The sequence below is a fragment of the Allobosea sp. 10L417 genome (genome assembly GCF_056395485.1).
The window spans coordinates 35223-60859 of record NZ_JBFTJP010000007.1; the positions used below are offsets into that span (position 1 = coordinate 35223).

The window sequence follows — 25637 nt, forward strand, 5'->3', positions numbered from 1 at the left end:
CAGCATGGAGCGCCCGATGACGACAAAAACGCCGCGCCAGTTCTTTCGTCCGCTCGCGATCGGCGCGCCGGAACCCTATCGGGAGCTACCGCTCAGGCTCGAGCGCATGATCCATTTCGTGCCGCCGCATCTGGAAAAGGTCCGCGCCAAGATCGGCGAGCTGACGGGCCAGGTCGACATCGTGCTCGGCAATCTGGAGGACGCGATCCCGGTCGACGCCAAGCAGGCCGCCCGCGACGGCTTCATCGCCATGGGCAAGGCGGTCGACTTCGGCAAGACCGGCCTGTGGGCCCGGGTCAATGCGCTGAACTCGCCCTGGTTCCTCGACGATATCACAGCGATCATGGCCGAGATCGGCGGCAAGCTCGACGTGCTGATGGTGCCGAAGGTCGAAGGCCCCTGGGACATCCACTATGTCGATCAGCTCCTCGCGCAGTTCGAGGCGCGCCATGCCCTGCGCAAGCCGATCCTGATCCACGCGATCCTGGAAACGGCTGAGGGCGTGAAAAATGTCGATGCGATCGCGACTGCCTCGCCGCGCATGCACGGCATGAGCCTCGGCCCCGCCGACCTCGCCGCCTCGCGGGCCATGAAGACCACGCGCGTCGGCGGCGGGCACCCGGAATACAAGGTGATCGCGGACCCCTCCCCCGATGGCGGGCCGCGGGCCGTCGCGCAGCAGGATCTCTGGCACTACACGCTCGCCAAGATGGTCGACGCCTGCGCCGCGGCCGGGATCAAGCCGTTCTACGGCCCCTTCGGGGATTTCGCCGATGGCGCTGCCTGCGAAGCGCAATTCCGCAACGCCTTCCTGCTCGGCTGCGCCGGCGCCTGGACGCTGCATCCCTCGCAGATCGACATCGCCAAGCGCGTCTTCAGCCCTGACCCGGCCGAAGTGGCCTTCGCCAATCGCATTCTGGATGCGATGCCGGACGGCTCCGGCGCCGTGATGATCGACGGCAAGATGCAGGACGATGCCACCTGGAAGCAGGCCAAGGTGATCGTCGATCTCGCCCGCCAGGTCGCGGCCCGCGACCCCGATCTCGCAGAGCGCTACGGAATGTGATGGGACAATACGGCGAGGTCGATTGATTTCGACGCATTTACGACGCATTCCTCTCGCAAGGGCGGCGAGAACGTAAGCTGGCGGCGGATCGGCCGGCTCAGTATGGATGAGTCATGGAAGCGCGTTCGGCCAAATTCCGGATCGGGCAAGTGGTCAAGCACCGCATCTACCCATTCCGCGGCGTGATCTTCGACGTCGACCCGGTCTTCTCCAACACCGAGGAATGGTGGGAGGCGATCCCGGAGAACATGCGCCCGTCGAAGGATCAGCCGTTCTATCATCTCTTCGCCGAGAACGAGGAGACGGAATACGTCGCCTATGTTTCGGAGCAGAACCTCGTCAGCGACGATTCCGGCGCGCCCATCCGCCATCCCCGCGCCAAGGAATTCTTCCGGCGCGACCGGAAGGGGCGCTACCGGATCGATCATACCGACCTGCACTGAGGCCGGGGCTGCCTGTGCCGGGACGCGTCGGCCATCACAATGATCAATGAAAAAGGGCCGGCTCCATCGAGCCGGCCCTTTTTCATTTGGTTCGCGTTCAGCCGATCAGGGCTTGGGCGGCGTCGCCGGAGCAGCGCCCGGAGCCGGCGCGGCACCCGGAGCCGCATTGGCGCCGCCTGCGCCAAGGCGCTGACGCAGCTCTTCCTGGCGCTTGGCCAGCTCGTCCTGAAGCTGCTTCTGCTGGTCCTCGAGCACCTTCGGGTCGATCGGCGCGCCGTCGAAGCCCTTGGCGAAATCGGCGAGCGGAATGGCGAAGGTCACCTCGCGGGCGCCCTGGTTCTGGACGCTGATGTTGAGCGTCGTGCCCTTCTTCATCGCGTTGATGAAGTCCTCCTTGACCTGCGCCTCGGCGAAGCAGCCGTTAGGGAAGCAGATCGCGTAGCGGCCGCCGGTCGGCTGGGCGTTGTCGACGCCGAAGCGGATGCCGGGCTGCAGCATCAGGCCGAGCGGCATCAGGAAGCGGACGATCTTGTTCGGGTCACCCTTCACGTCATAGACGGCAGCCGCCAGCACCGGCTGGCCCTGATCCGAGACGAAGTCGCGGGTGGTGTAGCAGATTTCCTTGTTGGCGGCCTGGTCCTTGCCGCAGACCTTGGTCCAGCTCGTCTGGGACGGCTCGGGCTTGACCTGGACAACGGTCGGGCCGGTCGGAGCGGCGCCGGGCTGCTGCGCCGGGGCCGGCTGCTGGGCCGGGGCCGCGGGACGCTGGGCCGGAGCGGCGGGGCGCTGGGCCTGCGCGAAAGCCGCGACGGGCGCGAAGCCGACCGCCGCGCTGAGAACCAGCCCTAGAGCAGACGATGACAGGCGAAACGAAGCGGACATTCTCTGTCTTTCCTTATCAGGCGAATTCGGGGATCACGACTTCGCAAGCCGCGCGTCACCACCRACGGCCCAATCGCATGACGGCGCCGGCCATAGCAAGCCGTGCACATCAAGGGTGATTGAGGCGTTTGAATGACACCCGGTCTCGGCTTTAGCGACTTCGCGCGCGGGATTCCAGCCCGAATAGCTGCGTGACGGCCGTCAGCCCATGCTATTCTTACGTAGGGAATCAGGTCTTACGATGGATTTTAGTCGATCGCCCTTGGCGATGAGCCGCCGCAGGGTCAACACGATGCTCGCCTTGAGCCCGCTCGCCCTGTTGGCGCGCGGCGGCTCGGCCTTGGCTGATTCGGCCTCCGTGCAGCACGCCATCGCGATGCACGGCCAGCCTGCCCTGCCCCCCGGTTTCGCCCATCTGCCCTATGCCGACCCCAAGGCTCCGCGCGGCGGGCGCATCGTCTTCGGCGTCCAGGGCACCTTCGACAGCTTGAATCCGCTGGTCGTTCTCGGCGTCGCGCCGGACGCCGTGCCGAGATATGTGCAGCAGAGCCTGCTCTTCCGCTCGGCCGACGAGCCTTTCACCAGCTATGGCCTGCTGGCTTCGCAGGTGGAACTCGACGCCGATCGCAGAAAGCTCGCCTTCGAGATCGACCCTCGCGCAACCTTCGCGGACGGCGCGCCCGTCACCGCGGCGGACGTGCTCTTCACGGTCGAGATGCTGAAGACGAAGGGCAAGCCCTTCCACCGTTCGAGCCTCGCCCGCATCACCAAGGCATCGGCGCCCTCACCGAGGCGCGTCGAGTTCGAGCTCGGCGACGGCTCCAACCGCGAATTGCCGTTGGTGATCGGCGCGCTGCCGATCTTCGCCAGGCACGCGACCAATGCCGAGACCTTCGGCGATACGAGCTTCAAGCCGGCGCTCGGCTCGGGCCCCTATGCGGTCAGCGAGGTCCGGCCCGGCGAATCGCTGACGCTGAAGCGGCGGAAGGATTTCTGGGCAGAGGACCATCCGCTGACCCGCGGGCTCTTCAATGCCGACGAGATTCGCTACGATTTCTACCGGGATTCCAACGCCTTGTTCGAGGCGTTCAAGGCGGGGCTCTACGACGTCCGGCTCGAGGGCGATCCGACGCGCTGGATGACCGGCTACGACATCCCCGCGGTGCATGACGGGCGCATCATCAGACAGACTCTGCATTTCGACACGCCCAAGGGCATGACGGGGCTCGTCTTCAACACGCGCCGGCCGGTGTTCTCCGACGTCCGGGTGCGCGAGGCACTCGGCCTGCTGTTCGATTTCGAATGGGTCAACCGCAACCTGTTCCACGGCGTCTATCGGCGTGCCGGGAGCTTTTTTTCCGATTCACCCCTGTCTGCCCTCGGCGTCCCCGCTGATGGCCGCGAAAAGACCTTGCTCGCCGCTTTTCCTGATGCGGTGCGCGAGGATATCCTTGCAGGCACGTGGAAACCCTCGGAAACCGACGGGTCGGGCCGAGACCGCGAGCAGGCGCGCAGGGCGCTCGACCTGCTCAGGGCTGCCGGCTATGCGCTGCAGGACGGCGTATTGCGCAACGGCAACGGCGAACCCTTCGCCTTCGAGATCACCGTGACCAGCCGTCCGCAGGAGCGGCTGGCGCTGAACTATGCGCAGTCGCTCGGCCGTCTTGGCATCGCCGCCAATGTCCGGCTGATCGACGACGTTCAGTATTGGCGCCGGCTTTCGGCCTTCGATTTCGACATGATCCAGTGGACCTGGCCGGCCTCCGCTTCGCCCGGCAACGAGCAGATCGGGCGCTGGGGCGCGGCGAATGCCGAGCGCAGGGGCTCTCTCAACTACGCCGGGGTGCGATCGCCCGCCATCGATGCGGTGCTGCAGGCCCTGCTCGGCGCCCGCGAACGCGAGGATTTCGTCGCCGCCGTGCGCGCGCTCGACCGGCTGCTGCTATCGGGCTTCTACGTCGTGCCGCTCTACTACCTGCCCGACACCTGGCTCGCCCTTGCGCGCGACGTGGTGATGGCAGGGCGCCAGCCGGCCTATTTTCTCTCCACTGAAACGCTGGCGCGCCTCCCGGCCACGCCGGCTCCGGCGAATTGAAGGGCCGTCGATGCGAGCAGAACAGGACGAGGCTTCCGCCCTGCTCGATGGGCTCGATATCGACACGCTGCTCAAGGCCCTGACGCGCAGGCGCGGCTACGAGGCAGCCCTGCGCGATCCGCCGGGGCGGCGCGGCTGGAGCGACGTAAGCCCGGCCTCGATCAATTTCCTGCAGCTCGATCAACGGATCGACCAGCTTGCAAGGCTTCTTGCCGCCAACAAGGGACAGCCGGGCGCGAGCGTGGCGATCCTGGCTCCCCTGGGACCCGAGGCCGTTGTTTCCGTGCTCGCCTGCCTGCGCGCCGGCCTCTCCCCGCTGATGCTGCCGCTGCACGGTAACGAGCTTGAGCTACTGCGCCTCATTGAAGCTTCAGGCGCGGTCATGGCTCTCGGCGTCAGCCGCGTTGGACCCTTGCGGCCGCTGTTGACGCTGCGCAATCTCGCCATGCGCGCCTTCAGCACCCGCTTCGTCGGCGGCTTTGGCCCGGACGTGCCAGATGGCGTCGCGCCGCTCGACGCGCTCCTGGCCAATGCGAGCCTGCATCCCCTGCCCGGTCCGGTCGAGCGGCCCTGGCTGCAGGTTGCCGATGCCATCTCGCTCCAGGGTCCGCAGCGGATCTCGGAGCGGGAGATTCTCGGAAAGGCGCTCGAGATCTCGCGGGCACTGAAGCCGATGACCTCCTCGCGGATCGTCAGCACACTTGTCGGCGGTGATCTCGCGGCGCTCGCAAGCGGCCCGGGCATGGCGATGCTCACCGGCGTCGAATTGCTGCCCCTCGGCCTCTTCCACCTCGGCGATCTACAGGCCTGCATTGAAGGCGGACGTTCCGTTCATCTCGTGCTGCCGGGCAATATGGAGCCGGCGCTCGCCCATTCGCGCCTGGCGGGGCACCCGGCGCTCGCCAGCCTCGTCTTCGTGCAGCGGACCGGCGGCGGGCTCGCCTATCCGGCAATTGATCGCCCCGATCTCGCCATCGTCGATATCGCGGCGCATAGTGCTTCGGACATCACCGTCGCGAGGCGCCAGACGCCCAGGAGTTAGAACGCGCCGGGACGATGACGGGGCGAATTCTGGGGAGTGTTCACCATGTTTTCCGTCGGTCTTGTTCTGCTCTCTCTCTCGGCGAGCCCGACTCTTCCCGTCGCCGACTCGGTGCCGCGCTTTGACATCAACGCCTCCTGCGGCAGCGCCGACAAATCGGCCACGGGTATCGGCCGCCCCGCCAGTGCCTGCCGCGACGATGAGGAAAAGGCCCGCAACGCACTGGAAGCCCGCTGGTCGGAATACCCGGCCCGAGCCCGGACAACCTGCACCGAGGGCGCGAGCCTTGGCGGCCCGCCGAGCTATGTCCAGCTCATCACCTGCCTGGAACTGACGAAGAAATAGACGTGCCGCCGGGGAGCATCGCGGCGCGCAGCAACAGGTAGAGCACCGACGCATTGAGCAAGTGCCAAAGCCAAGGCGTTCCGAGCGGCAGGGCGCCGCAAAGCGGGCCGTCCATGCTGCGCAACGCCAACGAGGCTGCGAAAACCGCACCGGCCAACGCCATCAGTTTCCGCAGCCGCCGCGGCGCCGGATCCCGCGGCATGGCCAATGCAATGCCGACGAGCCCCAGCAGAAACGCCGCATAACCGGCAGAGCCCGCCACCATCGCTGGCAGGATTGCCCGCCCCGCCCAGGAGAGACCGAGGGCGACGCCGAAGAAGGCCAGCGTGCCGATGGCCGCTGCCCACCCGGGCGCTCCGAGGAACCGTGCAAGAGCGAAGGCGAAATAACCGAAGGCGAACAGTTGGATCGGCAAGACATCGGCCAGCACCGTCCAGCGGTTCGGCATGGTGTGAAACAGGAAGGAGCCGATCCCGATCGCGAAGACGCGAAGGATGAATGCGAGCACGATACCGTCGCGACGGCCCTGCCGGCGCCAGAGCCGGAAAGCCATCAGCGCCGCCAGAAGAAAGGCGCCATTTGTCACGGCGTTGACGGGCTCGGCCCAAAAGCTCGCATCGAGTCTTTCGCAATAGCCGAACTGCATCGATCAGCCCCTTGATCGCTCGCGATGTCGCATGCCGGCTTGCCTTGCAGCCGCCACTTCCGCAAAGCTCGCGCGCTCATTCCGGGGAAGACCAATATGCGCGGCCTTTATCTCCCGCTTTCCGTAATCCTCATGCTGGCAGCCGGAGCAACAGCACCGGCCTTTGCCAACCCCGAGACCTGCGCGAATCTCTGGACCGCCCGCAACGAGATCTACAAGGCGCAAGGCTACTGCTTCCGCACCCAGCGTGCGACCGCGGCCTTCGGCAATGCCGGCTGCCAGTACGACGCGATCGAGGACGTGCCGCTCTCGGCCAATGACCGCCGCGTGATTGCCGACATCGTTCGGCAGGAGCGGTCGCTACGCTGCCCGCGCTGACCCAAGGTTGCTGACAGCGATTGTCTGTGGAAGGCAGGGCTGCCCTGCGTCCAGCGGGAGCGAGGCCATGCTAGAAGCCCCGGTCGCGCGCCTGCGCCCGACCAAACAAGGCGATTCAAGACCGGTATGACGACAGCGATCGAGATGGGAACGACAAGGACCGGCGAGCCCGGTCTGATCGATCTCGCCGAATTGCTGGCGACGCGCCTGCTCGTCCAGGGCAATTCCGGCTCGGGCAAGTCGCATCTGCTGCGCCGCCTGCTGGAGCAGAGCGCGCCGCTCGTCCAGCAGGCCATCATCGATCCCGAAGGCGATTTCGTTTCGCTGGCCGACCAGTTCGGCCATGTCGTGGTCGATGCCGAATGCGGCGAGGCAGAATTGCAGCGCGTCGCGCTGCGCGTGCGCCAGCACCGTGTCTCGGTGGTGCTCAACCTCGAAAATCTCGAAGCCGACGAGCAGCTGCGCGCCACCGCCGCCTTCCTCGGCGGGCTCTTCGATGTCGACCGCTCGCTCTGGTTCCCGATGCTGATCGTGGTCGACGAAGCGCAGCTCTTCGCCCCCGTGATGGCAGGCGAGGCTTCGGACGAAGCGCGCAGGCTGTCGCTCGGCGCCATGACCAATCTGATGTGCCGGGGCCGCAAGCGCGGTCTCGCGGGCGTCATCGCGACGCAGCGCCTCGCCAAGCTCGCCAAGAACGTCGCCGCGGAAGCCTCCAACTTCCTCATGGGTCGCACCTTCCTCGACATCGACATGGCCCGCGCCGCCGATTTGCTCGGCATGGACCGGCGCCAGGCCGAGATGTTCCGTGACCTGGAGCGCGGGCAATTCGTGGCGCTGGGCCCTGCCCTGTCGAAACGACCGCTGCCGCTCAGGATCGGCGCGGTGTCTTCTGTCGATCGCGGAGGCGCACCGGGGCTGATGCCGCTGCCCGAGCAGGCGCCGGAAGAGGCCGGCAAGCTGATCTTCACGCCCGGCGCGGACGAGCCGCCGCCGATGGCACGGCCGGTGCGCCCAGCACCGCGCCCGCGCCCGGACCCGAACGAGGTTCTGCGCCGGATCGAGACCTACCGCCCGGCCCCGCAGCCGGAACCCGAGCCGGAGATCGAGCTGGAGCCGGAAGAGCGCGAGGCGACCATGGTCGAGATCCTGCGCGAACTGATGGCCGACCCGGAGGCCCGATCCCGACAGGTCGCGGTGCTCTATCAGGATTTCACCGTGCGCTGCCGCATGCGCCGGCTGGGCCGGACGAATCTGAGCCTCGAAGAGTTCCGCCGGAGGCTCGCCGTGGCGCGGGCCGGTGTCAGCGACAGCGTCGCGACCAGCGAGGGCTGGCAGGCGGCGGTGGCTGCCTCGGGCACGCTGCCCGAGGACCTGCAGGGGCTCTTCCTCTACATCGCCCGCACCGCGATCGAGGGGAGGCCCTGCCCCAGCGATGCCGAGCTCGCCGAAGTCTATGGCAGCCATTCGCCCAGCCGGGCGCGGCGCCTGCTCGGCTACATCGAAGAGCGCGGCCTGATCGTCTGCCATGTCGATTTCCGCGGCCTGCGAACGCTCGCCCTCCCCGCGCTGGGCGTCGAGACCGCACCGGGTCAGGCGCAGCCGCGGACGGCCGGGATGCCGCGCAGCGCCCGCGGCTAAACGTATCTCGTCTATCTCCCGAACCGCGCCGTCATCCCGGGCTTGACCCGGGATCGATGCCGGAGCGCGTCCGGCGCAGCTTGAGGCATGGACCCTGGACCTCCGCTTCGCCGCGTCCGGGATGACACGCTCCTTCTTCTGAAGTTCACTAGCTTCGGCGCCCCGCCTTTCGGCACGATGACTTCAACTCACGAATGCTGTTCCGCTCGGCGCACTAATCGCATTAGCTTCGAGCCGCCATGTTCCCGCCACCACAGGAGATCTGGATCATGGAATACCGGCGTTTAGGCCATTCGGGGCTCAAGGTTCCCGCCCTGAGTTTCGGCGCGGGCACCTTCGGCGGACAGGGGCCGCTCTTCAGTGCCTGGGGCAATACCGACGCTCGGGAGGCGCGCCGCCTCGTCGACATCTGCCTTGAAGCAGGGTTGAACCTCTTCGACACGGCGGACGTCTATTCGAGCGGCGCCTCCGAGGAGGTCCTCGGCGAGGCGATCAAGGGACGGCGCGACAAGGTGCTGATCTCGACCAAAACGACGCTGCCGATGGGCGACGGCCCGAACGATGCCGGCTCGTCGCGCAGCCGCCTGATCAAGGCGACCGAGGACGCGCTGCGCCGGCTCGGCACCGACTATATCGACCTGCTGCAGCTGCATGCCTTCGATGCCGGCACGCCCGTCGAGGAGGTTCTCTCGACCCTCGACGCGCTCGTCAGGGCCGGGAAGCTTCGCCATGTCGGCGTCTCCAACTTTTCGGGCTGGCAGCTGATGAAGTCGCTGGCTGCCGCCGAGCGCCATGGCTGGCCGCGCTATGTCGCGCATCAGGTCTATTACTCGCTCGTCGGGCGCGATTACGAATGGGAGCTGATGCCGCTCGGCATCGATCAGGGCGTCGGCGCGCTGGTCTGGAGCCCCCTCGGCTGGGGCCGCCTCACCGGCAAGATCAGGCGCGGCCAGCCGCTGCCCGCCGGCAGCCGCCTGCATGAAACCGCCGAATTCGGCCCACCGGTCGAGGACGAGCAGCTCTACGCCATCGTCGACGTGCTCGATGCCATCGCACAGGAGACCGGCAAGAGCGTGCCGCAGGTCGCGATCAACTGGCTGCTGCAGCGCCCGACGGTCTCCTCCGTTATTATCGGCGCCCGCAACGAACAGCAATTGCGCGACAATCTCGGCGCCGTCGGCTGGAACCTGACGACCGAGCAGGTCGCGCGGCTCGATGCCGCGAGCGTCCGCACGGCGCCCTACCCCTATTTCCCCTATCGGCGGCAGGAGGCCTTCGCTCGCCTCAATCCACCGGCGGTCTAAAGTCGAGCGCGGCCCGCGCAAAACTTGACCACCCCGCCTCCGAACGTGCATGACCTCAAGCCGTATTCACAGGTCCGGCCATGCGCGTTCTGTTGATCGACAACTACGACAGCTTCACCTGGAACCTGGTCCACCTCATCGGTGGCCTGGGGGCCGAGGTCGATGTCTGGCGCAACGACGCGCTGTCGGTCGAGGAAGCGCTGGGCGGCGAGCATGATGCGATCGTGCTCTCGCCCGGCCCCTGCACACCCAACGAGGCCGGAATCTGCCTCGACGTGGTCCGGCATGGTGCCGGCCGCAAGCCGATCTTCGGCGTCTGCCTTGGCCTGCAGGCGATGGGGCAGGCCTTCGGCGGCGACGTCGTGCGGGCGCCCGTGCCGATGCACGGCAAGGTCTCGCCGATCCGGCACAAATCACGCGGCCTGTTCCGCGGCATCAACGGGCCGCTGCAGGCGACCCGCTACCACTCCCTCGTGGTCGACCGCGATTCCTGCCCAACCGTCTTCGACATCGAAGCCGAGACCGATGACGGCCTGATCATGGCGCTCTCGCACCGGGAGCTCCCGGTCCACGGCGTCCAGTTCCACCCGGAGAGCATCGCCTCCGAGCATGGCGCGACGATCCTGCGGAATTTCCTCGATCTCGCCCAGCGATGGCGCAGCGAGCACGAAGCCGCCGCCCTGACCCCATCAGCCTGAATTCCGCAGAGATTCCATGGACGACTTCAAACCCTTCATCGCCAAGGTCGCGACCGGAGCGACGCTCTCGCGCGAGGAGGCGCGGGACGCCTTCGACACGATCCTCTCGGGCGAGGTCACCAATGCGCAGTCCGCCGCCTTCCTGATGGCGCTGCGCGTGCGCGGCGAGACGATCGAGGAGATCGCCGGCGCGGTCGGCGCAATGCGCGGCAAGATGCTGCCGGTGAAGGCGCCGGCCGAGGCGATCGACATCGTCGGCACCGGTGGCGATTCCTCCGGCTCCTACAATGTCTCGACGCTGGCCTCGATCATCACCGCCGCCTGCGGCGTGCCCGTCGCCAAGCATGGCAACCGCGCGGCCTCCTCGCGCTCGGGTGCCGCGGACGTGCTGACCGCGCTCGGCGTCAGGGTGGGGCTGGATTCGGCCGGCACGGAGCGCTGCATTGCCGAGGCCGGGGTCGGCTTCATGTTCGCGCCGACGCATCACGCCTCGATGCGCCATGTCGCGCCCGTGCGCACCGAACTCGGCACGCGCACGATCTTCAACCTGCTCGGCCCGCTCTCCAACCCGGCCGGCGTCAAGCGCCAGCTGATCGGCGCCTTCTCCGAGACCTGGCTCGAGCCGATGGTCAAGGTGCTGGCCTCGCTCGGCTCGACCCGCGTCTGGGCCGTGCACGGCTCCGACGGGCTCGACGAGATCACCACCACCGGCCCGACCCGCGTCGTCTCGCTCGATAGCGGCAGGATCGAGAGCTTCACGATCAGCCCCGCCGATGTCGGCCTTGAGCCGGCCAGGCCGGAGGTGCTGCGCGGCGGCACGCCCGAGCAGAACGCGGCTGCGCTGAACGCCGTGCTGGCCGGCGAGAGAACCGGCTTCCGCGACATCGCCGCCTTCAATGCGGCGGCGGCGCTGCTGGTCGCCGGCAAGGCCGCGAACCTGAAGGACGGCTTCGCCCAGGCGACGGCCGCGCTCGACTCCGGCAAGGCCAAGGCGACGCTCGCCGCGCTCGTCAAAGCCTCGAATGCGTGAGGCCGGCATGACCGACATCCTCGCCAAGATCGAAGCCTATAAGCGCCAGGAGATCGCGGCCGCCAAGGCCGCGGTGCCGCAGGCCGAGATCGAACGCCGTGCCCGCGCGGCCGCCAAACCGCGCGGCTTCGCCGATGCGCTCGCCGCCAAGCTCGCGGTCGGCAAGCCGGCCCTGATCGCCGAGATCAAGAAGGCCAGCCCGTCCAAAGGGTTGATCCGCGCCGATTTCGACCCGCCTTCGCTCGCCCGCGCCTATGCCGCCGGCGGCGCTGCCTGTCTTTCGGTACTCACCGACGCGCCCTCCTTCCAGGGCCAGCCGGAATTTCTGACGCAGGCGCGCGAGGCCTCCGGCCTGCCGGCGCTGCGCAAGGATTTCCTCTACGAGCCCTATCAGGTCTACGAAGCCCGCAGCTGGGGCGCCGACTGCATCCTGATCATCATGGCCGGCGTCGACGACGACACCGCCCGGGCGCTGAACGAAGCCGCTCGCGATCTCGGCATGGACGTGCTCGTCGAGGTGCATGACGACGCCGAGCTCGACCGGGCACTCAAGCTCGAAAGTCGGCTGCTCGGCATCAACAACCGCGACCTGCGCAGCTTCCACGTCGATCTCGCCGTGACCGAGCGGCTGGCGCCGCGCGTCCCGGCCGACCGCATCGTCATCGGCGAGAGCGGCATCTTTGCCCATGCCGACATCGCCCGTCTCAACAAGGCCGGCGTCAACAGCTTCCTCGTCGGCGAGAGCCTGATGCGGCAGGCGGACGTCACAGCGGCGACGCGGACCCTGCTGACCGGCCAGGCTCAAGAGAACGCGGCGTGAGCCGGCTCAGCCATCTCGACGCCCAAGGCCAGGCACATATGGTCGATGTCGGCGACAAGGCCGAGACGACCCGCATGGCAGTAGCCGAGGGCAGCGTCGTGATGGCGCCGGAGACGATTGCGATCGTGCGCGACGGCAATGCTAGGAAGGGCGATGTGCTCGGCACGGCGCGCCTCGCCGGCATCATGGCCGCTAAGCGCACGCATGAGTTGATCCCGCTCTGCCACCCGCTGCTGCTCAGCAAGATCGGGGTCGATCTGGAGATCGACGAGGCCCTGCCGGGCGTGCGCGTGCGCGCTGAGGTGAAGATGAAGGGCCAGACCGGCGTCGAGATGGAGGCGCTCACCGCCGTGTCCGTCGCCTGTCTCACCGTCTACGACATGGTCAAGGCAGTCGACAGGGCGATGCGGATCGAGAATATCCGGCTCCTGCACAAATCCGGCGGCCAGTCCGGCGACTACGAGGCGAAAGCCCGCTGATGGCGCTCACCCCGGTCCCCGTCGCGCGCAAGGCGCTGCTCAACAGCATTCCGGGACCGACCGGAGCGGAGACCCTCCCGCTCGCGCAATGCGCATGGCGGGTGCTCGCAGCCGATCTGAAGGCGCTCAGAACCCAGCCGCCCTTCGCCAACTCCGCCATGGATGGCTACGCCGTGCGTGCCGACGAGATGGCCGAAGATGCCACACTCGCCGTGATCGGGGAGTCCGCCGCCGGGCGGGCCTTTGACGGTACGGTCGGGCCGGGCGAAGCCGTACGGATCTTTACCGGCGCGCCGATGCCTGATGGTGCCGACACCATCCTGATCCAGGAGGACGCCGACGGCGTCGGCAGCCCCACGATCCGCGTGCGGGTGCCCCCCGCCAAAGGCAAGTTCCTGCGCCGGGCGGGGCTCGATTTCCGCGAAGGCGACGCCCTGCTGTCGGCCGGACGCGTGCTCGACAGCGCCGCACTCGGGCTCGCCGCCGCGATGGGCCATCCCTCGCTGCCGGTCCGGCGCAAGCCGCGCGTCGCGATCCTGGCGACCGGCGACGAGCTGGTGGCGCCGGGCGAGCCTGTGGGGCGCGACCAGATCGTCGCCTCGAACTCCTTCGCGCTCGCCGCGCTGGTCGAAAAGGCCGGTGGCACCGTGCTCGATCTCGGCATCGCCCGCGACGACCATGCCGATCTCGCCAACAAGATCGGCATGGCGCGGGCTGCCGATGCCGACGTGCTAATCACGCTGGGCGGCGCCTCGGTGGGCGCACACGACCTCGTGCAGGAGGCGCTGACCCGCGCCGGGATGTCTCTTGGCTTCTGGAAGATTGCCATGCGGCCGGGCAAGCCGATGATGACCGGTCGGCTCGGCCGGATGGTCGTGGTCGGGCTTCCCGGAAACCCGGTCTCCTCGATCGTCTGCGGCCATCTCTTCGTGCTGCCGCTGATCGAAGCCCTGCTCGGCATGGCCGGCGCCGATCGCGACCGCAGCGTCCCCGCCCGCCTCGGCAGCGACCTGCCGGGCAATGACGAGCGTGAGGATTATCTGCGCTCGGAGCTGGCGCTGACGCCCGATGGTTGGGTTGCAACGCCTTTCGATCGGCAGGATTCCTCCATGCTCGGCACATTGGCGCGGGCGCAGGCGCTGACGATCCGCCCGGCCCATGCTGCGCCCGCCAAGATAGGCGACCTCTGCCGTATCCTGCCGCTGCGGTAGACGGGCGCTCTCGCGCGACCGGGTTGCGGAACACAAGGCGAACAGTTATGGTGTTCGTGATTTGTTTCGAATCTACGCTTTTCCGGGGCCGGCGGGATCATGCTGACACGCAAGCAACACGAACTCCTGCGCTTCATCCAGGAACGCTTGCGTGAGAGCGGGGTGCCGCCCTCCTTCGACGAGATGAAGGACGCGCTCGATCTGCGCTCGAAATCCGGCATCCACCGGCTGATCATGGCGCTGGAGGAGCGCGGCTTCATCCGCCGCCTGCCCAACCGGGCGCGTGCGCTCGAAGTCATCAAGATGCCCGATGGACTCGGTACGCCGCAGCAGCGGCCGCGTTTCAGCCCTGCGGTCGTCCAGGGCGGGCTCGGCACGCAGCCCAATCTCGGCAAACCCCGCCCCACCGCCGATGAGGACAGCCGCTCTTCGATCGCGATCCCGGTCATGGGCCGCATCGCCGCCGGCACACCGATTTCGGCCATTCAGAACCGCAGCCACACCGTCTCGTTGCCGCCCGACATGCTCGGCTCCGGCGAGCATTACGCGCTCGAAGTACGTGGTGACTCGATGGTCGAAGCGGGCATCCTCGACGGCGACACCGTCATCATCCGCAAGCAGGACTCGGCCAATACCGGCGATATCGTCGTGGCACTGATCGACGACGAGGAGGCCACACTCAAGCGGCTGCGCAAACGCGGCTCCTCGATCGCGCTCGAAGCCGCCAATCCCGCCTATGAGACGCGTGTGCTCGGGCCGGACCGGGTCAAGATTCAGGGCCGCCTCGTCAATCTGATGCGGCGTTACTGAAGCCGTTCGACCTCGGCTTCGCCATCGGCGGAAGCTGGCGGAATGCTGATGCTCGTTGCAGCGGGCGCCGCCAGACGGGGTTCGCGTCGGCGGCTCCACGGCCGATCGGCCGCGCTGGGCTCTGAGATGCGGCTGCTCCATCCCGACGCCGTGCGGTAGAGCGAGGTCGCGCCGTCGCGTGACAGTCCCATTCGCTCGATCAGCCGGGCCTTGCAGGCGCCGCTCCAGGGAATGGCGGTGACGACGAGGTCGGCCCGCAGGCAATCTTCGATGATCGCCAGCCGGTCGCGCGTGTAGGAAATCATGCGCTTGTCGGCCGTTTGCGCAACACAACCCAGTTGATCGCAAGCGATGCCGGCGCGCAGCGTCGGATCGTCCGGCGAGCGGCTGTCGCCGTCGGCACTCAGCCATTGCTGCAGCACGAAGCGGCTGGGCTTGCCGGCGACCGCAAGGCGTCCATCGAGGCCCCGCACAGCAAGCCCCGAGCCGTCGCGTTCGATCAGGATTTCCGGCCGCTCCGGCTTTCCGGCGATGGCGACGCCGAGCACGATGGGGACCGCCGCCAGCCAGCGCCAGGCCGTGGTCCACAGCGTCAGCCAGAGCAACGCCAGCACGAAGCAGGTCAGCACGGCCGGGCTGAAGGCGGCGATCATCACGGTGGAATGGTCGATGCTTGCGACCCAATGCGCCACCTTGAGCACGACATCCGAAGCCAGCCCCATCAGCGCCCAGGCAGGCCAGTCCAGCCCGAAGGGATAGGCGAGCACGCCGAACACCGCCGCAGGCATCACGAACAGCGAGACGAAAGGCAGTGCCATGGCGTTGCCCAGCAGGCCGAAAGGGTTGAAGGTCTGGAAGTGATAGGCCCCGAAGGGCGCTGTTGCGGCCGTCGCCAGCAAGGTGGTGACGACGATGCCGAGCGCCGCTGCCCAGACCGGCCCGAGCGGCCATGGCAGGCTCGGGGGCGGCTCCGTGCGTTTTCGGCTCTCCCAGCGTTCGGCAAAGGCGATCAGGGCCGCAACCGCGCCGAATGACATCTGGAAGCTCGGTCCGAGCAGCGCCTCCGGCTCGCGTAGCAGCACGATCATGGCTGCAAGAGCGAGATTGCGCATGCTCAGTGCAGCACGATCGACAAGGATCGCGCCGAGCATCACCAGCGTCATGATCAGCGAGCGTTCGGTCGCGACGTCACTGCCTGAAAAGATACAGTAGGCGGTCGCGCCGAGCATCGCCGCGACGGCCGCGATCTTCTTGATCGGCCAGAGCAGCGCGGCAGTCGGGGAGAGCGCCAGTAGGGCGCGCACCAGCCAGAAAATCGTCCCGGCCGCGAGAACCATGTGCAGGCCTGAGATCGAGACGATGTGGTAGATTCCGGCGGCACGCAGGTCATTGTTCGTCGCCTCGGTGATCAGGCCGCGCTTCCCCGTGACAAGGGCGGCAGCGACCGCCCCGCCCTGCCCGCCGCCTACTTCGGCGATGCGCCGGGTCAAGGCGTTGCGGGCCCGGTCGATCGTGACATCGACGGCAAGGCGCGTCGGCATTGGGTGCGGCGCGGGCGCCGACGCGATCTTGCCTGCGATACTGCCGACTGCGCCGATGCCGCGGAAGAAGGCATCGCGCGCGAAATCGTAGCCGCCCGCCCGAGCTGGCCCCGGTGGAGGCAGGAGCCGCGCCGTCGCCGCGATATGATCCCCCGGAGCGACCGAGCCGGCGCGGATATTGACGCGCACGCGCCTTGGACGCTCCGCGGCCGGCATTCCGGCGAATTCCGTTAACAGCAGGACAATGCGGGCGCCGTTGTCGCGTGCCTCCACGCTCTCGACGAAACCCGTCACCTTGCCGATTCGCGGCCGCTCCAGCATCGGCGCGGCGATATCGGCCGTCCGCCAGACGCCGGCGGCAAAACCCGCGAAGGCGGCGGCCGCCGCCAGACAGGCCATCGAGGCGAACCGACGGGTTCGCAGCGCGAACGCGAAGATCGCGCTGAGCGCGAAGCCGGTCAGAGGCGCCCACAAAGCCGGCTCACGATCTGCCGCGAAATAAAGCAGGATGCCGACGCCCGTCGCCACAGGCAGCCATAGGAACGGGCGGCGACGCTCCGCCTCCAATTCGAGCGCCTGACCGAGCCGGGCCTGCCAGTGGTTGAACCAGGCTTTGAAGCGAACGGAGATCAGCCAGGGCGCGAGCAGGCGCAAAGGCAACGCCTCGGCTCGCGCGCCGCGCGGCATGTCCTGCCCCGGCGGCCCCGGCTGCATTCTCCGCCCCTCCCCCGCCGGCGCAGCAATTTGACCGCTTAACCTTTCCGGCCAAGCCATGTTACAGGGCGCGCGCCGGTTGTCATGTCATGACCTGCGCCATTTCCCTGTCTTGCCCCGGACGGCTCGTGCCGCCCGGCCGGAGTTGCCTTCCATGAGCAATGCCGTCGTCACGCGCTTTGCGCCCTCGCCCACCGGTTTCCTGCATATCGGCGGAGCCCGCACGGCGCTGTTCAACTGGCTCTATGCCCGCCGGCAAGGCGGCAAGATGCTGCTGCGCATCGAGGACACCGACCGCGAACGCTCGACCGACGCAGCCATCGCCGCGATTCTCGACGGGCTGGAATGGCTCGGCCTCGATTGGGACGGCCAGACCGTCTATCAGTTCCAGCGTGCGGCGCGCCACCGGGAGGTCGCCGAGCAGATGCTCGCCGCCGGCAGGGCCTATTACTGCTATGCCAGCCCGGCCGAGCTCGAGGAGATGCGCGAGAAGGCGCGCGCCGAGGGCAAGCCGCTGCGCTATGACGGGCGCTGGCGTGATCGCGATCCGTCGACCGCGCCGGAAGGCGTGAAGCCGGTGATCCGCCTCAAGGCGCCGCAGACCGGCGAGACCGTAGTCAATGACGAGGTCCAGGGCCGCGTCGTCTGGCAGAACGAGAATCTCGATGACCTCGTGCTGCTGCGCTCGGACGGCACGCCGACCTATATGCTCGCCGTCGTGGTCGACGACCATGACATGGGCGTGACCCATGTCATCCGCGGCGACGACCATCTCACCAATGCCGCCCGCCAGACGCAGATCTACGATGCGCTCGGCTGGGACGTGCCGAGCATGTCGCATATCCCGCTGATCCACGGTCCCGACGGCGCCAAGCTCTCGAAGCGCCACGGCGCGCTCGGCATCGATGCCTATCGCTCGATGGGCTATCTGCCGGCGGCACTGCGCAACTATCTCGTGCGGTTGGGCTGGAGCCATGGCGACCAGGAAGTCTTCTCCACGCAGGAGATGATCGACGCCTTCAATCTCTCCTCGATCGGCCGTTCGCCAGCCCGCTTCGACTATGCCAAGCTCGAGAACCTCAACGGGCTCTATATGCGCCAGTCGAGCGACCAGGAACTGCTCGACGCGCTCAAGGTCATCCTGCCGGAGATCGGCCCTGCCCGCGGGCTCGGCCCAACGCTGTCGCCCGAGCTCGAAGCGCGTTTCCTCGCAGCGATGCCCGGCCTCAAGGAGCGCGCCAAGACGCTGGTCGAGCTGCTCGACAGCGCCTTCTATCTCTATGCCCCACGCCCGCTGCAGCTTGACGACAAGGCCAAGAGCCTGCTCGACGAAGCCGCGCGCCAGCGCCTGCCGCAGATCGCGGAGAAGCTCGCCGCGGTCAGCGACTGGTCGCCGGCTCCGCTCGAAGCGGCCGTGCGGGCCTATGTCGAGGAGACCGGCATCAAGCTCGGCCAGGCGGCGCAGCCGCTGCGCGCCGCGCTGACCGGCCGCGCCATGTCGCCCGGCCTGTTCGACGTGATGGCCGTGCTCGGCCGTGACGAGACGCTGGCGCGGCTCGCCGACCAGGCCTGAGCTGTCGTCAATGGGGCGTCGCCGCTGCCGAGCGGTGCCCCACTTTCAGCTTTCATGCTCGCGCATGCCGCCTCGCGATGGCGGCGCTGTCGCTGCTCGCGCAGATATGATCCGGACGCGGTTCCAATCGCCTTTAGGCTTGGTTGAATGCACTGGGCAAATGGTCTAGTGACGCGCAAGTGCGTTGCGCGGCCACCCCGCGGCGGGGCACGAATATTGCTTGTAAATCAGTCACATGGGTCTCCTTCCACCTCCCCTCCCGACATCAGCCCGTCACATCGCGGGCCGCGGATGGGAAAAGGCTGGCGCGGAAGTGCCGGCGGACAGGCGAAACAGGGGCTGAACAGCAGCGAGCCTTGAAAGGATCGGTATCGATGAGCGGAAACACGAGCCAGCTCCAGGTCGGCGACAAGACCGTCGACATGGCGATCAAGCAAGGGTCGGTCGGCCCTGCCGTCATCGACATCGGCAAGCTCTATGCCCAGACGGGCATGTTCACCTACGACCCCGGCTTCACCTCGACCGCGAGCTGCGAGTCGCAGATCACCTATATCGACGGCGACCAGGGCGTCCTGCTCTATCGCGGCTACCCGATCGAGCAACTCGCCGAGCATGGCGACTTCCTCGAGACCTGCTATCTCCTGCTCTACGGGGAACTGCCGACCGCCGCGCAGAAAGCGGATTTCGACTATCGCGTCACGCGCCACACCATGGTGCATGAGCAGATGGCCCGCTTCTTCCAGGGCTTCCGCCGCGACGCGCACCCGATGGCCGTCATGGTCGGCTCGATCGGCGCGATGTCCGCCTTCTATCACGACTCCACCGACATCTCGGACCCGCATCAGCGCATGATCGCCTCGATGCGCATGATCGCGAAGGTGCCGACGCTGGCGGCGATGGCGTTCAAATACACCGTCGGCCAGCCCTTCGTTTATCCGCTGAACTCGCTGGACTACACCTCGAACTTCCTGCGCATGTGCTTCGCGGTCCCGGCCGAGGAGTACAAGGTCAACCCGGTGCTGTCGCGCGCGCTCGACCGCATCTTCATCCTGCACGCCGACCACGAGCAGAACGCCTCGACCTCGACCGTGCGCCTGGCCGGCTCGTCGGGCGCCAACCCCTTCGCCTGCATCGCGGCCGGCACGGCCTGCCTGTGGGGGCCCGCCCATGGCGGCGCCAACGAGGCGGCGCTCAAGATGCTTGAGGAGATCGGGACCGTCGACAACATCCCGAAATACATCGCCAAGGCCAAGGACAAGAACGATCCGTTCCGCCTGATGGGCTTCGGTCACCGGGTCTACAAGAACTACGACCCGCGCGCCAAGATCATGCAGAAGACCACGCATGAAGTGCTGAACGAACTCGGCATCAAGGACGACCCGCTGCTGGACGTCGCTGTCGAGCTGGAGCGCATCGCGCTGCACGACGAGTACTTCATCGAGAAGAAGCTCTACCCGAATATCGACTTCTATTCGGGCATCACGCTGAAGGCGATGGGCTTCCCGACGTCGATGTTCACCGTGCTCTTCGCCGTCGCCCGCACGGTCGGCTGGATCGCGCAGTGGAAGGAGATGATCGAGGATCCCTCCCAGAAGATCGGCCGCCCGCGCCAGCTCTACACCGGCTCGCCGCAGCGCGACTATACGCCGATCGGCCGCCGCTGATCCCAGCGCAGCACGAACGCCAGCAAGGGCGCGGTGGTCTCCACCGCGCCCTTATTGTTTCGGAAGATTGATCAAAGCCATGTGGATGATCCGCTAGCGCGTCTGGGAAGGTGCTGAAGGACAACCCGGGCCAGTATTCTTGTGCCTCCTCCGATGTCGGCACGCCGCTGCATCTCTCCGGCGAGCTGTTCAAATCGCTCGGCGGCGTCCAGATGAACCATGTGCCCTATCGCGGCGCCGGCCCGGCGCTGAACGACGTCGTCGCTGGCGCGGTGCCGATCATGTTCGACAACCTCCCCTAGGCCGGCTTCATCCGCGAAGGAGCGCGTCGCGTCCTTCCCGGATGTGCCGGCCATCGCCGAGAGAGGCCTGCCGGGCTATGAGACCTATACCTGGAGCGCGCTGTTCGGCCCGGCCAACATGCCCCACCCTGTCGTCGAGAAGATCAACCAGGCCGCCAACCTGGCGCTCAAGGACGAGGGCGTGAAGAAAAAACTCAACGACGTCAGCGCCGATATCGCCGGCTCGACGCCCGAGCAGCTCGGCGAGCACGTCAGGACCGAACTCGCCAAATGGGCGCCGATCGCCAAGGCGTCCGGCGCAGTCGTCGAATAAGCCGGCTTACAAACTCAAGCCTCGCGGCGAGCCTGCGAGGTGACCAAGGCCAACGCCGCGTCGACGGCGTTGGCGGCCGGACTGGGCCCCGCCGAGCGCATGATGGTCTCGACCTCGGCGAAGCCGTCGAGCTGCACCAGCCGATCAGGCCCCTCGGCGAGCGCCGCCAGCAAATGCCGGCCCAGGGCCTCCGCCGTCGCATCATCCTGGATGAACTCCGGAACGACGTTCCGGCCCAGAATCAGGTTCGGCAGAATCACGCTCGGCAGCTTGATGAGCCGCCGGGCCAGCACTGCCTCCCAGCCTGCCCCGCGATAGGCGGCAACCGTCGGCACGCCCGACAAGGCCAATTCGAGCGTCACGGTGCCGGAGGCGGCCAGGGCCGCGCGGGCCCCGCGGAAAGCGGCGAGCTTGGCCGCCTCGCCGCCGACGATCTCCGGCGTGACCGACCAACGCGCCGCGGCCTCAGCGATCATCGGCTGGAGCCGGGCGACGGCCGGCAGAACAAAGCGCGCGCCCGGAACAGCCGCCGCCACCCGTGCGACCGCCTCGCCAAAAACCGGCATCAAATGATGGATTTCGGAGCGCCGGCTGCCGGGCAAGACCAGCACCAGCGGCCGCGCCGCATCGTCCCGGACAGCTTGCTCGGCCGGGCCCGGCCTGAACTCGCCGAGGCGTTCCATCAACGGATGGCCGACATAGATCGTCTCAGGACCGCGCAGCCGCGCGAGAGCAGCCGGTTCGAAAGGCAGCAGCGCCAGAATGCGGTCGACATGCGGCGCCATGCGGCGTGCCCGGCCGGAGCGCCAGGCCCAGACGCTTGGGCAAACCCAGTGCGCGATCGGGATATGGGGCGCTCGCGCCCGCACCTTCTTCGCCACCCGCAGGCAAAAATCCGGGCTGTCGATGGTCAGCAGCAGATCGGGCTGAAAATCGGCAATCCCGCGTGCCGCATCCTCCATCCGTCGCAGCAGAAGCGGCAGGCGCGCGATCACCGGGCCGAAGCCCATCACCGCGATATCGGCTTGCGGAAAGAACGGGAGCAGCCCCGCTTGCGGCAGTCCGTGATCGCCGACACCGCGCAGCTCTATGGGGCGATCACCCAATCGCTCGCGCAGGGCTGCAAGAAAGCGCAGGGCGAGCGCGTCGCCAGAGGCCTCGCCCGCGATGATGGCGAGCTTGAAGGGTCGCATCAGGCGACGCCCTCGATGAACAAGCCAAGTTGGTCCGCCTGCCGTCCAAGCGCCGCGCGGTCGCCGACCAGCACCGCGCCCGCCTTGAGGCCGATGCCCGACAGGCCAGCCTCGGCGATGTTGCGCAGAGTGTCCGGGCCAATAGCCGGCATGTCGACGCGCAGATCCTGCCCCATCTTTGGGGCCTTCACGAGAACGCCATCGCCCTTGCCGATCTTGAGGCGTCCCCGCGCGACGAGATCCGCCACGCGCTTGATCATGGCGTCGGTACCCTCGGCAGCTTCGATCGCGATGACCCGGTGGTCGGCGATGACAGCCGCCTGCCCGACATCGAATGGCGACAGCGCCGCCAGCAGCGAAAACCCGCGATCGAGCACGGCTTTCTGTCCTGCCCCCGCCTGCTTGCGGCCGAGCGGCCCCCGAGGCGCGGTGAGCTCCGGCGCGATATCCGCCGGGCCGTGGACGCGGAAGCCCTGCTCCTCGAAGAAGCGGACGACACCACGCAAGAGATGGTCGTCGCCGCCCTGGAAGGCGCGAGCGAAGTAAGGCAGATATTTCAAGGTCGAGGCTTCGGGCCGCAGCGCCCCGAAGCTGGGCCGCGGCAGGCTGCCCAGCATGACGATATCGGCGATGCTGCGGCGGCGCAGCTCCCCGAGCAGGCTGCCGAGCTGGCCGAGACGGTAACTCTGCACATCGGCATCGCCGAAAGCAGCAGGGTCGGCTGCGCCCTCGAGTGCCGCGACGAAGGGGCGCTCGCCATGGTCGGCGAGATTTCGAGCCAATCGGAGCGGGTACTCGCCTGCTCCCGCGATCAGCACGAGCGGGCCGCGCGCGATTCCCGCGGCGCTCACCGCTCCGTCGGAGCGACGTCGTGCGGCATGCAGAGCGCCTTGTCGCCACCTTCCCTGATGAAATCCAGGATCTCGTGGACCAGCGGATGCGAAGCGAACTCGGCCGCGACATCCTCGACCCGCTCGGTCAACGTCCCTTCATCGGCGAAGAGCAGGCGGTAGGCGCGGCGCAGCTCGTGGATCTGCTCGCGCGTGAAGCCGCGGCGCTTGAGGCCGATGAGGTTCAACCCGACGAGATGGGCGGGGTTGTCGCGTATGGTGCCGAAGGGAATGACATCGCTCAACACCCCGGCGCCGCCGCCGATGAAGGCATGGTCGCCGATACGGATGAATTGCTGCAAGCCGGCGCCGCCGCCGACGATGACGAAGTTGCCGATCGTGACATGACCGGCGCACATCACGTTGTTCGAGAAGATGACGTTGCTGCCGAGACGGCTGTCATGGCCGACATGCGAGTTGGCGAGAAAGAAGCAGCGGTCGCCGACGGAGGTCACCATCCCACCGCCTTCCGTGCCCGGATTCATCGTAACACCCTCGCGGATCTGGCAATCCGCGCCGATGGTGAGCGTCGAGGGTTCACCCCGGTACTTCACATCCTGCGGCGGGTGGCCGATCGAGGCGAAGGGATAGATCTTGGTGCGCGGGCCGATCGTGGTCCGACCGGCGACGACCACATGGCTGACGAGCTCGACGCCCTCTCCCAGCACGACATCGGGACCGACAGTGCAGAATGGGCCGATCGTGACCCCCGCGCCGAGCTGCGCCTTGGGATCGATCACCGACATCGGATGGATGGAGGGGCTCATCGGGAGCTGGTCCTGATCTCGCAACACCGTGGCCTCAAACGACCATCGCCGAAATTTCGGCCTCGGCCACGAGCACCCCTTCCACCCGCGCCTCGCCGCGATAGAACCAGATGTTGCGCTTGCGGGCGAGCTTCGTGAGATGGAAGCGCAGCGTATCGCCCGGGATGACCGGCTTGCGGAATTTGGCCTTGTCGATCGTCGTGAACAGAACCGTCTTGACCTCCTGCTCACCCGCAGCCCGTGCATTGACAACCAGCACGCCGGCGGTCTGCGCCATCGCCTCGATCATCAGCACGCCCGGAAAAACCGGGCGCTCCGGGAAATGGCCGGTGAACTGCGGTTCGTTGACGGTGACGTTCTTGATCCCCACGCCGGATTCGTCGCCGTTGATCTCGACAACGCGGTCGACCAGCAGGAATGGATAGCGGTGGGGGATGCTGGCCATGATCTTCTGGATGTCGATCACACCCAGCGTCGTCGTCGCCTCGCTCATCGTCTGTCTTCTCCTGGGCCCCGTCCCTGAGCGGCGGCTCGCATTCTCTTCACATGGTCCACTGCGAAAACCGCTTCCGCAATCGGCAGCAATTCCAAAGCGTTCCGCCCGTTTGCCGGAAACAGGGCAGCTTCGGCAACCTAAATCTGTCGGCACTGCGACAGAAAGGGCCCGCAGCGTGTTCTCGCTTTCCGGCAGGCCCGCTTCAGTCCGCGGGCGAGTCTGATTTCCGGCCGCGCTTCGCAACCAGCGTCTTGAGCAAGGCGCTCTCCCGCGCCCATGCCAGCGCCGGCTGGGCCGGATAGCCGCCATATCGCGAGCCACGCGGAACGTCGCCGGCGACCCCGCTCTGAGCGGCGATCTGGGCACCGGCCCCGATCGTGAGATGCCCTGCCAGGCCGACCTGCCCGCCAAGCACGACAAAATCCTCGAGGGTCGAGGAGCCGGCGAGGCCGGTCTGAGCACAGATCACGCAGTGGCGGCCGATGACGCAGTTGTGGCCGATCTGGACGAGGTTATCGATCTTCGTACCCTCGCCGATCACCGTGTCGCGGCTGGCGCCACGGTCGATGCAGCTGTTTGCGCCGATCTCGACGTCATCCTGGATGATGACGCGACCGACCTGCGGCACCTTCATGTGCCCTTTCGGGCTCATGGCGAAACCGAAGCCATCCTGCCCGATGCGGGCGCCCGGATGGATGATGACGCGGTTGCCGATCAGTGCCGATTGGATCGTGCTCCCTGCCCCGATCGAGCAATTGCGCCCAATCCGGACCTGCGGACCGATCACCGCATGCGATGCAACGACGGTGCCTGCCCCGACTTCCGCGCCGGGGCCGATGACGGCCCCCGGGTCGACCGTCACGCCGGGCTCGATAACCGCAGTGGCATGAACGATGGCGCCAGGCGCCACGCCTTGGGAAGCGAACACGGATTCAGGCCGCAGCGCCGAGGGAAAGCATCGCGCCAGAACCTTGGCGAAGGCGTGATACGGCGCAGGCGAGACCAGCGCGACCGTGCCCGCAGGAACGCGGTCGGCGAAGCGCGGCGAAACCAGGCACAGGCCCGCTTTCGTCGCGGCCAGCGCCTCGGTGTATTTGGGATTGTCCATATAGGCGACGTCGGCCGGGCCGGCCATTTCCAGGGCCGCCGCCCCCTCGACGCGACGCGCCGCGTCGGCGCCTGCGGGCAATTGCGAACCCGAAATGCTTGCGACCTCGCCGAAATCGAGCGAGGTCGCGAAAGGAAAGAAAATGGGATCTGCCATGACTGGGTCCGGAGCGGGGCGCGTGGCCCCGCC

At 67.4% G+C, this 25637-nt stretch carries 24 protein-coding genes and 1 pseudogene; 17 read left to right on the forward strand and 8 right to left on the reverse strand.

The window, feature by feature from the left end; translation table 11 throughout:
* Window positions 1–16 precede the first annotated feature (16 nt).
* Window positions 17–1066: an HpcH/HpaI aldolase/citrate lyase family protein gene (locus AC1DE3_RS17530; RefSeq protein ID WP_476778558.1), complete on the forward strand. Its 1050-nt coding sequence runs from the start codon at window positions 17–19 to the stop codon at window positions 1064–1066.
* Between the two features lie 113 nt (window positions 1067–1179).
* On the forward strand, window positions 1180–1509 hold the full coding sequence (gene hspQ, locus AC1DE3_RS17535; protein ID WP_441512597.1) for a heat shock protein HspQ: 330 nt from the start codon (window positions 1180–1182) through the stop codon (window positions 1507–1509).
* A gap of 105 nt (window positions 1510–1614) precedes the next feature.
* Here the strand turns inward: hspQ and AC1DE3_RS17540 are convergent, their stop codons facing one another.
* Entirely contained in the window at window positions 1615–2391 is a 777-nt protein-coding gene (locus AC1DE3_RS17540; protein ID WP_476778559.1) for an invasion associated locus B family protein, read from the reverse strand.
* Window positions 2392–2659: 268 nt separating this feature from the next.
* Here AC1DE3_RS17540 and AC1DE3_RS17545 point away from each other — a divergent pair, with 268 nt between their 5' ends.
* Genes AC1DE3_RS17545 through AC1DE3_RS17555 form a run of 3 tightly spaced genes read left to right on the forward strand, consistent with a single transcriptional unit; the run spans window position 2660 to window position 5873 of the window.
* The gene (locus tag AC1DE3_RS17545; protein WP_476852615.1) at window positions 2660–4486 is read left to right on the forward strand and encodes an extracellular solute-binding protein; all 1827 of its coding nucleotides are present in this window, start codon (window positions 2660–2662) and stop codon (window positions 4484–4486) included.
* Window positions 4487–4496: 10 nt separating this feature from the next.
* On the forward strand, window positions 4497–5528 hold the full coding sequence (locus tag AC1DE3_RS17550; protein WP_476778561.1) for an AMP-binding protein: 1032 nt from the start codon (window positions 4497–4499) through the stop codon (window positions 5526–5528).
* A gap of 45 nt (window positions 5529–5573) precedes the next feature.
* Complete coding sequence (locus AC1DE3_RS17555; protein WP_441512601.1) at window positions 5574–5873, forward strand: hypothetical protein; 300 nt, start codon at window positions 5574–5576, stop codon at window positions 5871–5873.
* Here AC1DE3_RS17555 and AC1DE3_RS17560 read toward each other — a convergent pair.
* On the reverse strand, window positions 5845–6519 hold the full coding sequence (locus AC1DE3_RS17560; RefSeq protein WP_476778562.1) for a ceramidase domain-containing protein: 675 nt from the start codon (window positions 6517–6519) through the stop codon (window positions 5845–5847). The genes AC1DE3_RS17555 and AC1DE3_RS17560 overlap by 29 nt on opposite strands.
* Before the next feature lie 96 nt (window positions 6520–6615).
* Here AC1DE3_RS17560 and AC1DE3_RS17565 point away from each other — a divergent pair, with 96 nt between their 5' ends.
* The 9 genes from AC1DE3_RS17565 (at window position 6616) to lexA (ending at window position 14887) form a co-directional block, all read left to right on the forward strand.
* Window positions 6616–6897: a YARHG domain-containing protein gene (locus AC1DE3_RS17565; RefSeq protein ID WP_476778563.1), complete on the forward strand. Its 282-nt coding sequence runs from the start codon at window positions 6616–6618 to the stop codon at window positions 6895–6897.
* Between the two features lie 126 nt (window positions 6898–7023).
* Complete coding sequence (locus AC1DE3_RS17570; RefSeq protein ID WP_441512604.1) at window positions 7024–8535, forward strand: helicase HerA domain-containing protein; 1512 nt, start codon at window positions 7024–7026, stop codon at window positions 8533–8535.
* Window positions 8536–8804: 269 nt separating this feature from the next.
* Window positions 8805–9839 carry an aldo/keto reductase gene (locus AC1DE3_RS17575; protein WP_476778564.1) on the forward strand — a complete coding sequence of 345 codons (1035 nt, stop codon included), beginning with the start codon at window positions 8805–8807 and terminating at the stop codon, window positions 9837–9839.
* Window positions 9840–9919: 80 nt separating this feature from the next.
* The gene (locus AC1DE3_RS17580) at window positions 9920–10537 is read left to right on the forward strand and encodes an anthranilate synthase component II (protein ID WP_476778565.1); all 618 of its coding nucleotides are present in this window, start codon (window positions 9920–9922) and stop codon (window positions 10535–10537) included.
* A gap of 16 nt (window positions 10538–10553) precedes the next feature.
* The gene (gene trpD / locus AC1DE3_RS17585; RefSeq protein WP_476778566.1) at window positions 10554–11567 is read left to right on the forward strand and encodes an anthranilate phosphoribosyltransferase; all 1014 of its coding nucleotides are present in this window, start codon (window positions 10554–10556) and stop codon (window positions 11565–11567) included.
* A gap of 7 nt (window positions 11568–11574) precedes the next feature.
* Window positions 11575–12387, forward strand: coding sequence for an indole-3-glycerol phosphate synthase TrpC (trpC, locus tag AC1DE3_RS17590; protein WP_476778567.1), 813 nt, complete (start codon window positions 11575–11577; stop codon window positions 12385–12387).
* Complete coding sequence (gene moaC, locus AC1DE3_RS17595) at window positions 12384–12866, forward strand: cyclic pyranopterin monophosphate synthase MoaC (RefSeq protein WP_476778568.1); 483 nt, start codon at window positions 12384–12386, stop codon at window positions 12864–12866. The genes trpC and moaC overlap by 4 nt, the downstream gene beginning before the upstream one ends.
* Window positions 12866–14077, forward strand: a complete 1212-nt coding sequence (locus AC1DE3_RS17600) for a molybdopterin molybdotransferase MoeA (protein ID WP_476778569.1) — start codon at window positions 12866–12868, stop codon at window positions 14075–14077. The genes moaC and AC1DE3_RS17600 overlap by 1 nt, the downstream gene beginning before the upstream one ends.
* 99 nt (window positions 14078–14176) lie before the next feature.
* Window positions 14177–14887: a transcriptional repressor LexA gene (gene lexA, locus AC1DE3_RS17605; RefSeq protein WP_441512610.1), complete on the forward strand. Its 711-nt coding sequence runs from the start codon at window positions 14177–14179 to the stop codon at window positions 14885–14887.
* Here lexA and AC1DE3_RS17610 read toward each other — a convergent pair.
* On the reverse strand, window positions 14881–17142 hold the full coding sequence (locus tag AC1DE3_RS17610; RefSeq protein ID WP_476852616.1) for a ComEC/Rec2 family competence protein: 2262 nt from the start codon (window positions 17140–17142) through the stop codon (window positions 14881–14883). The genes lexA and AC1DE3_RS17610 overlap by 7 nt on opposite strands.
* 154 nt (window positions 17143–17296) lie before the next feature.
* On the opposite strand from AC1DE3_RS17610, the gene gltX reads away from it, so the two are divergent.
* The 3 genes and pseudogenes from gltX to AC1DE3_RS17625 all read left to right on the forward strand — a co-directional run.
* Window positions 17297–18715 carry a glutamate--tRNA ligase gene (gene gltX, locus AC1DE3_RS17615; RefSeq protein ID WP_476778571.1) on the forward strand — a complete coding sequence of 473 codons (1419 nt, stop codon included), beginning with the start codon at window positions 17297–17299 and terminating at the stop codon, window positions 18713–18715.
* A gap of 374 nt (window positions 18716–19089) precedes the next feature.
* A complete protein-coding gene (gltA, locus tag AC1DE3_RS17620; protein WP_149128843.1) occupies window positions 19090–20379 on the forward strand; it encodes a citrate synthase in 1290 nt (429 codons plus the stop codon).
* Window positions 20380–20489: 110 nt separating this feature from the next.
* Window positions 20490–20994 (forward strand): annotated as a pseudogene (locus AC1DE3_RS17625) (Bug family tripartite tricarboxylate transporter substrate binding protein); the annotation flags it as partial.
* Between the two features lie 14 nt (window positions 20995–21008).
* On the opposite strand, the gene lpxB reads toward AC1DE3_RS17625, so the two are convergent.
* From lpxB to lpxD, 5 genes are all read right to left on the reverse strand, one after another.
* Window positions 21009–22187 carry a lipid-A-disaccharide synthase gene (gene lpxB / locus AC1DE3_RS17630; RefSeq protein ID WP_476778572.1) on the reverse strand — a complete coding sequence of 393 codons (1179 nt, stop codon included), beginning with the start codon at window positions 22185–22187 and terminating at the stop codon, window positions 21009–21011.
* Entirely contained in the window at window positions 22187–23038 is an 852-nt protein-coding gene (locus AC1DE3_RS17635) for an LpxI family protein (protein ID WP_476778573.1), read from the reverse strand. The genes lpxB and AC1DE3_RS17635 overlap by 1 nt, the downstream gene beginning before the upstream one ends.
* Window positions 23035–23844, reverse strand: coding sequence for an acyl-ACP--UDP-N-acetylglucosamine O-acyltransferase (gene lpxA, locus AC1DE3_RS17640; protein ID WP_476778574.1), 810 nt, complete (start codon window positions 23842–23844; stop codon window positions 23035–23037). The genes AC1DE3_RS17635 and lpxA overlap by 4 nt, the downstream gene beginning before the upstream one ends.
* 34 nt (window positions 23845–23878) lie before the next feature.
* Window positions 23879–24337 carry a 3-hydroxyacyl-ACP dehydratase FabZ gene (fabZ, locus tag AC1DE3_RS17645; protein WP_441512617.1) on the reverse strand — a complete coding sequence of 153 codons (459 nt, stop codon included), beginning with the start codon at window positions 24335–24337 and terminating at the stop codon, window positions 23879–23881.
* A 205-nt stretch (window positions 24338–24542) separates the two neighbouring features.
* Window positions 24543–25604, reverse strand: a complete 1062-nt coding sequence (gene lpxD / locus AC1DE3_RS17650) for a UDP-3-O-(3-hydroxymyristoyl)glucosamine N-acyltransferase (RefSeq protein ID WP_476778575.1) — start codon at window positions 25602–25604, stop codon at window positions 24543–24545.
* Window positions 25605–25637 lie beyond the last annotated feature (33 nt).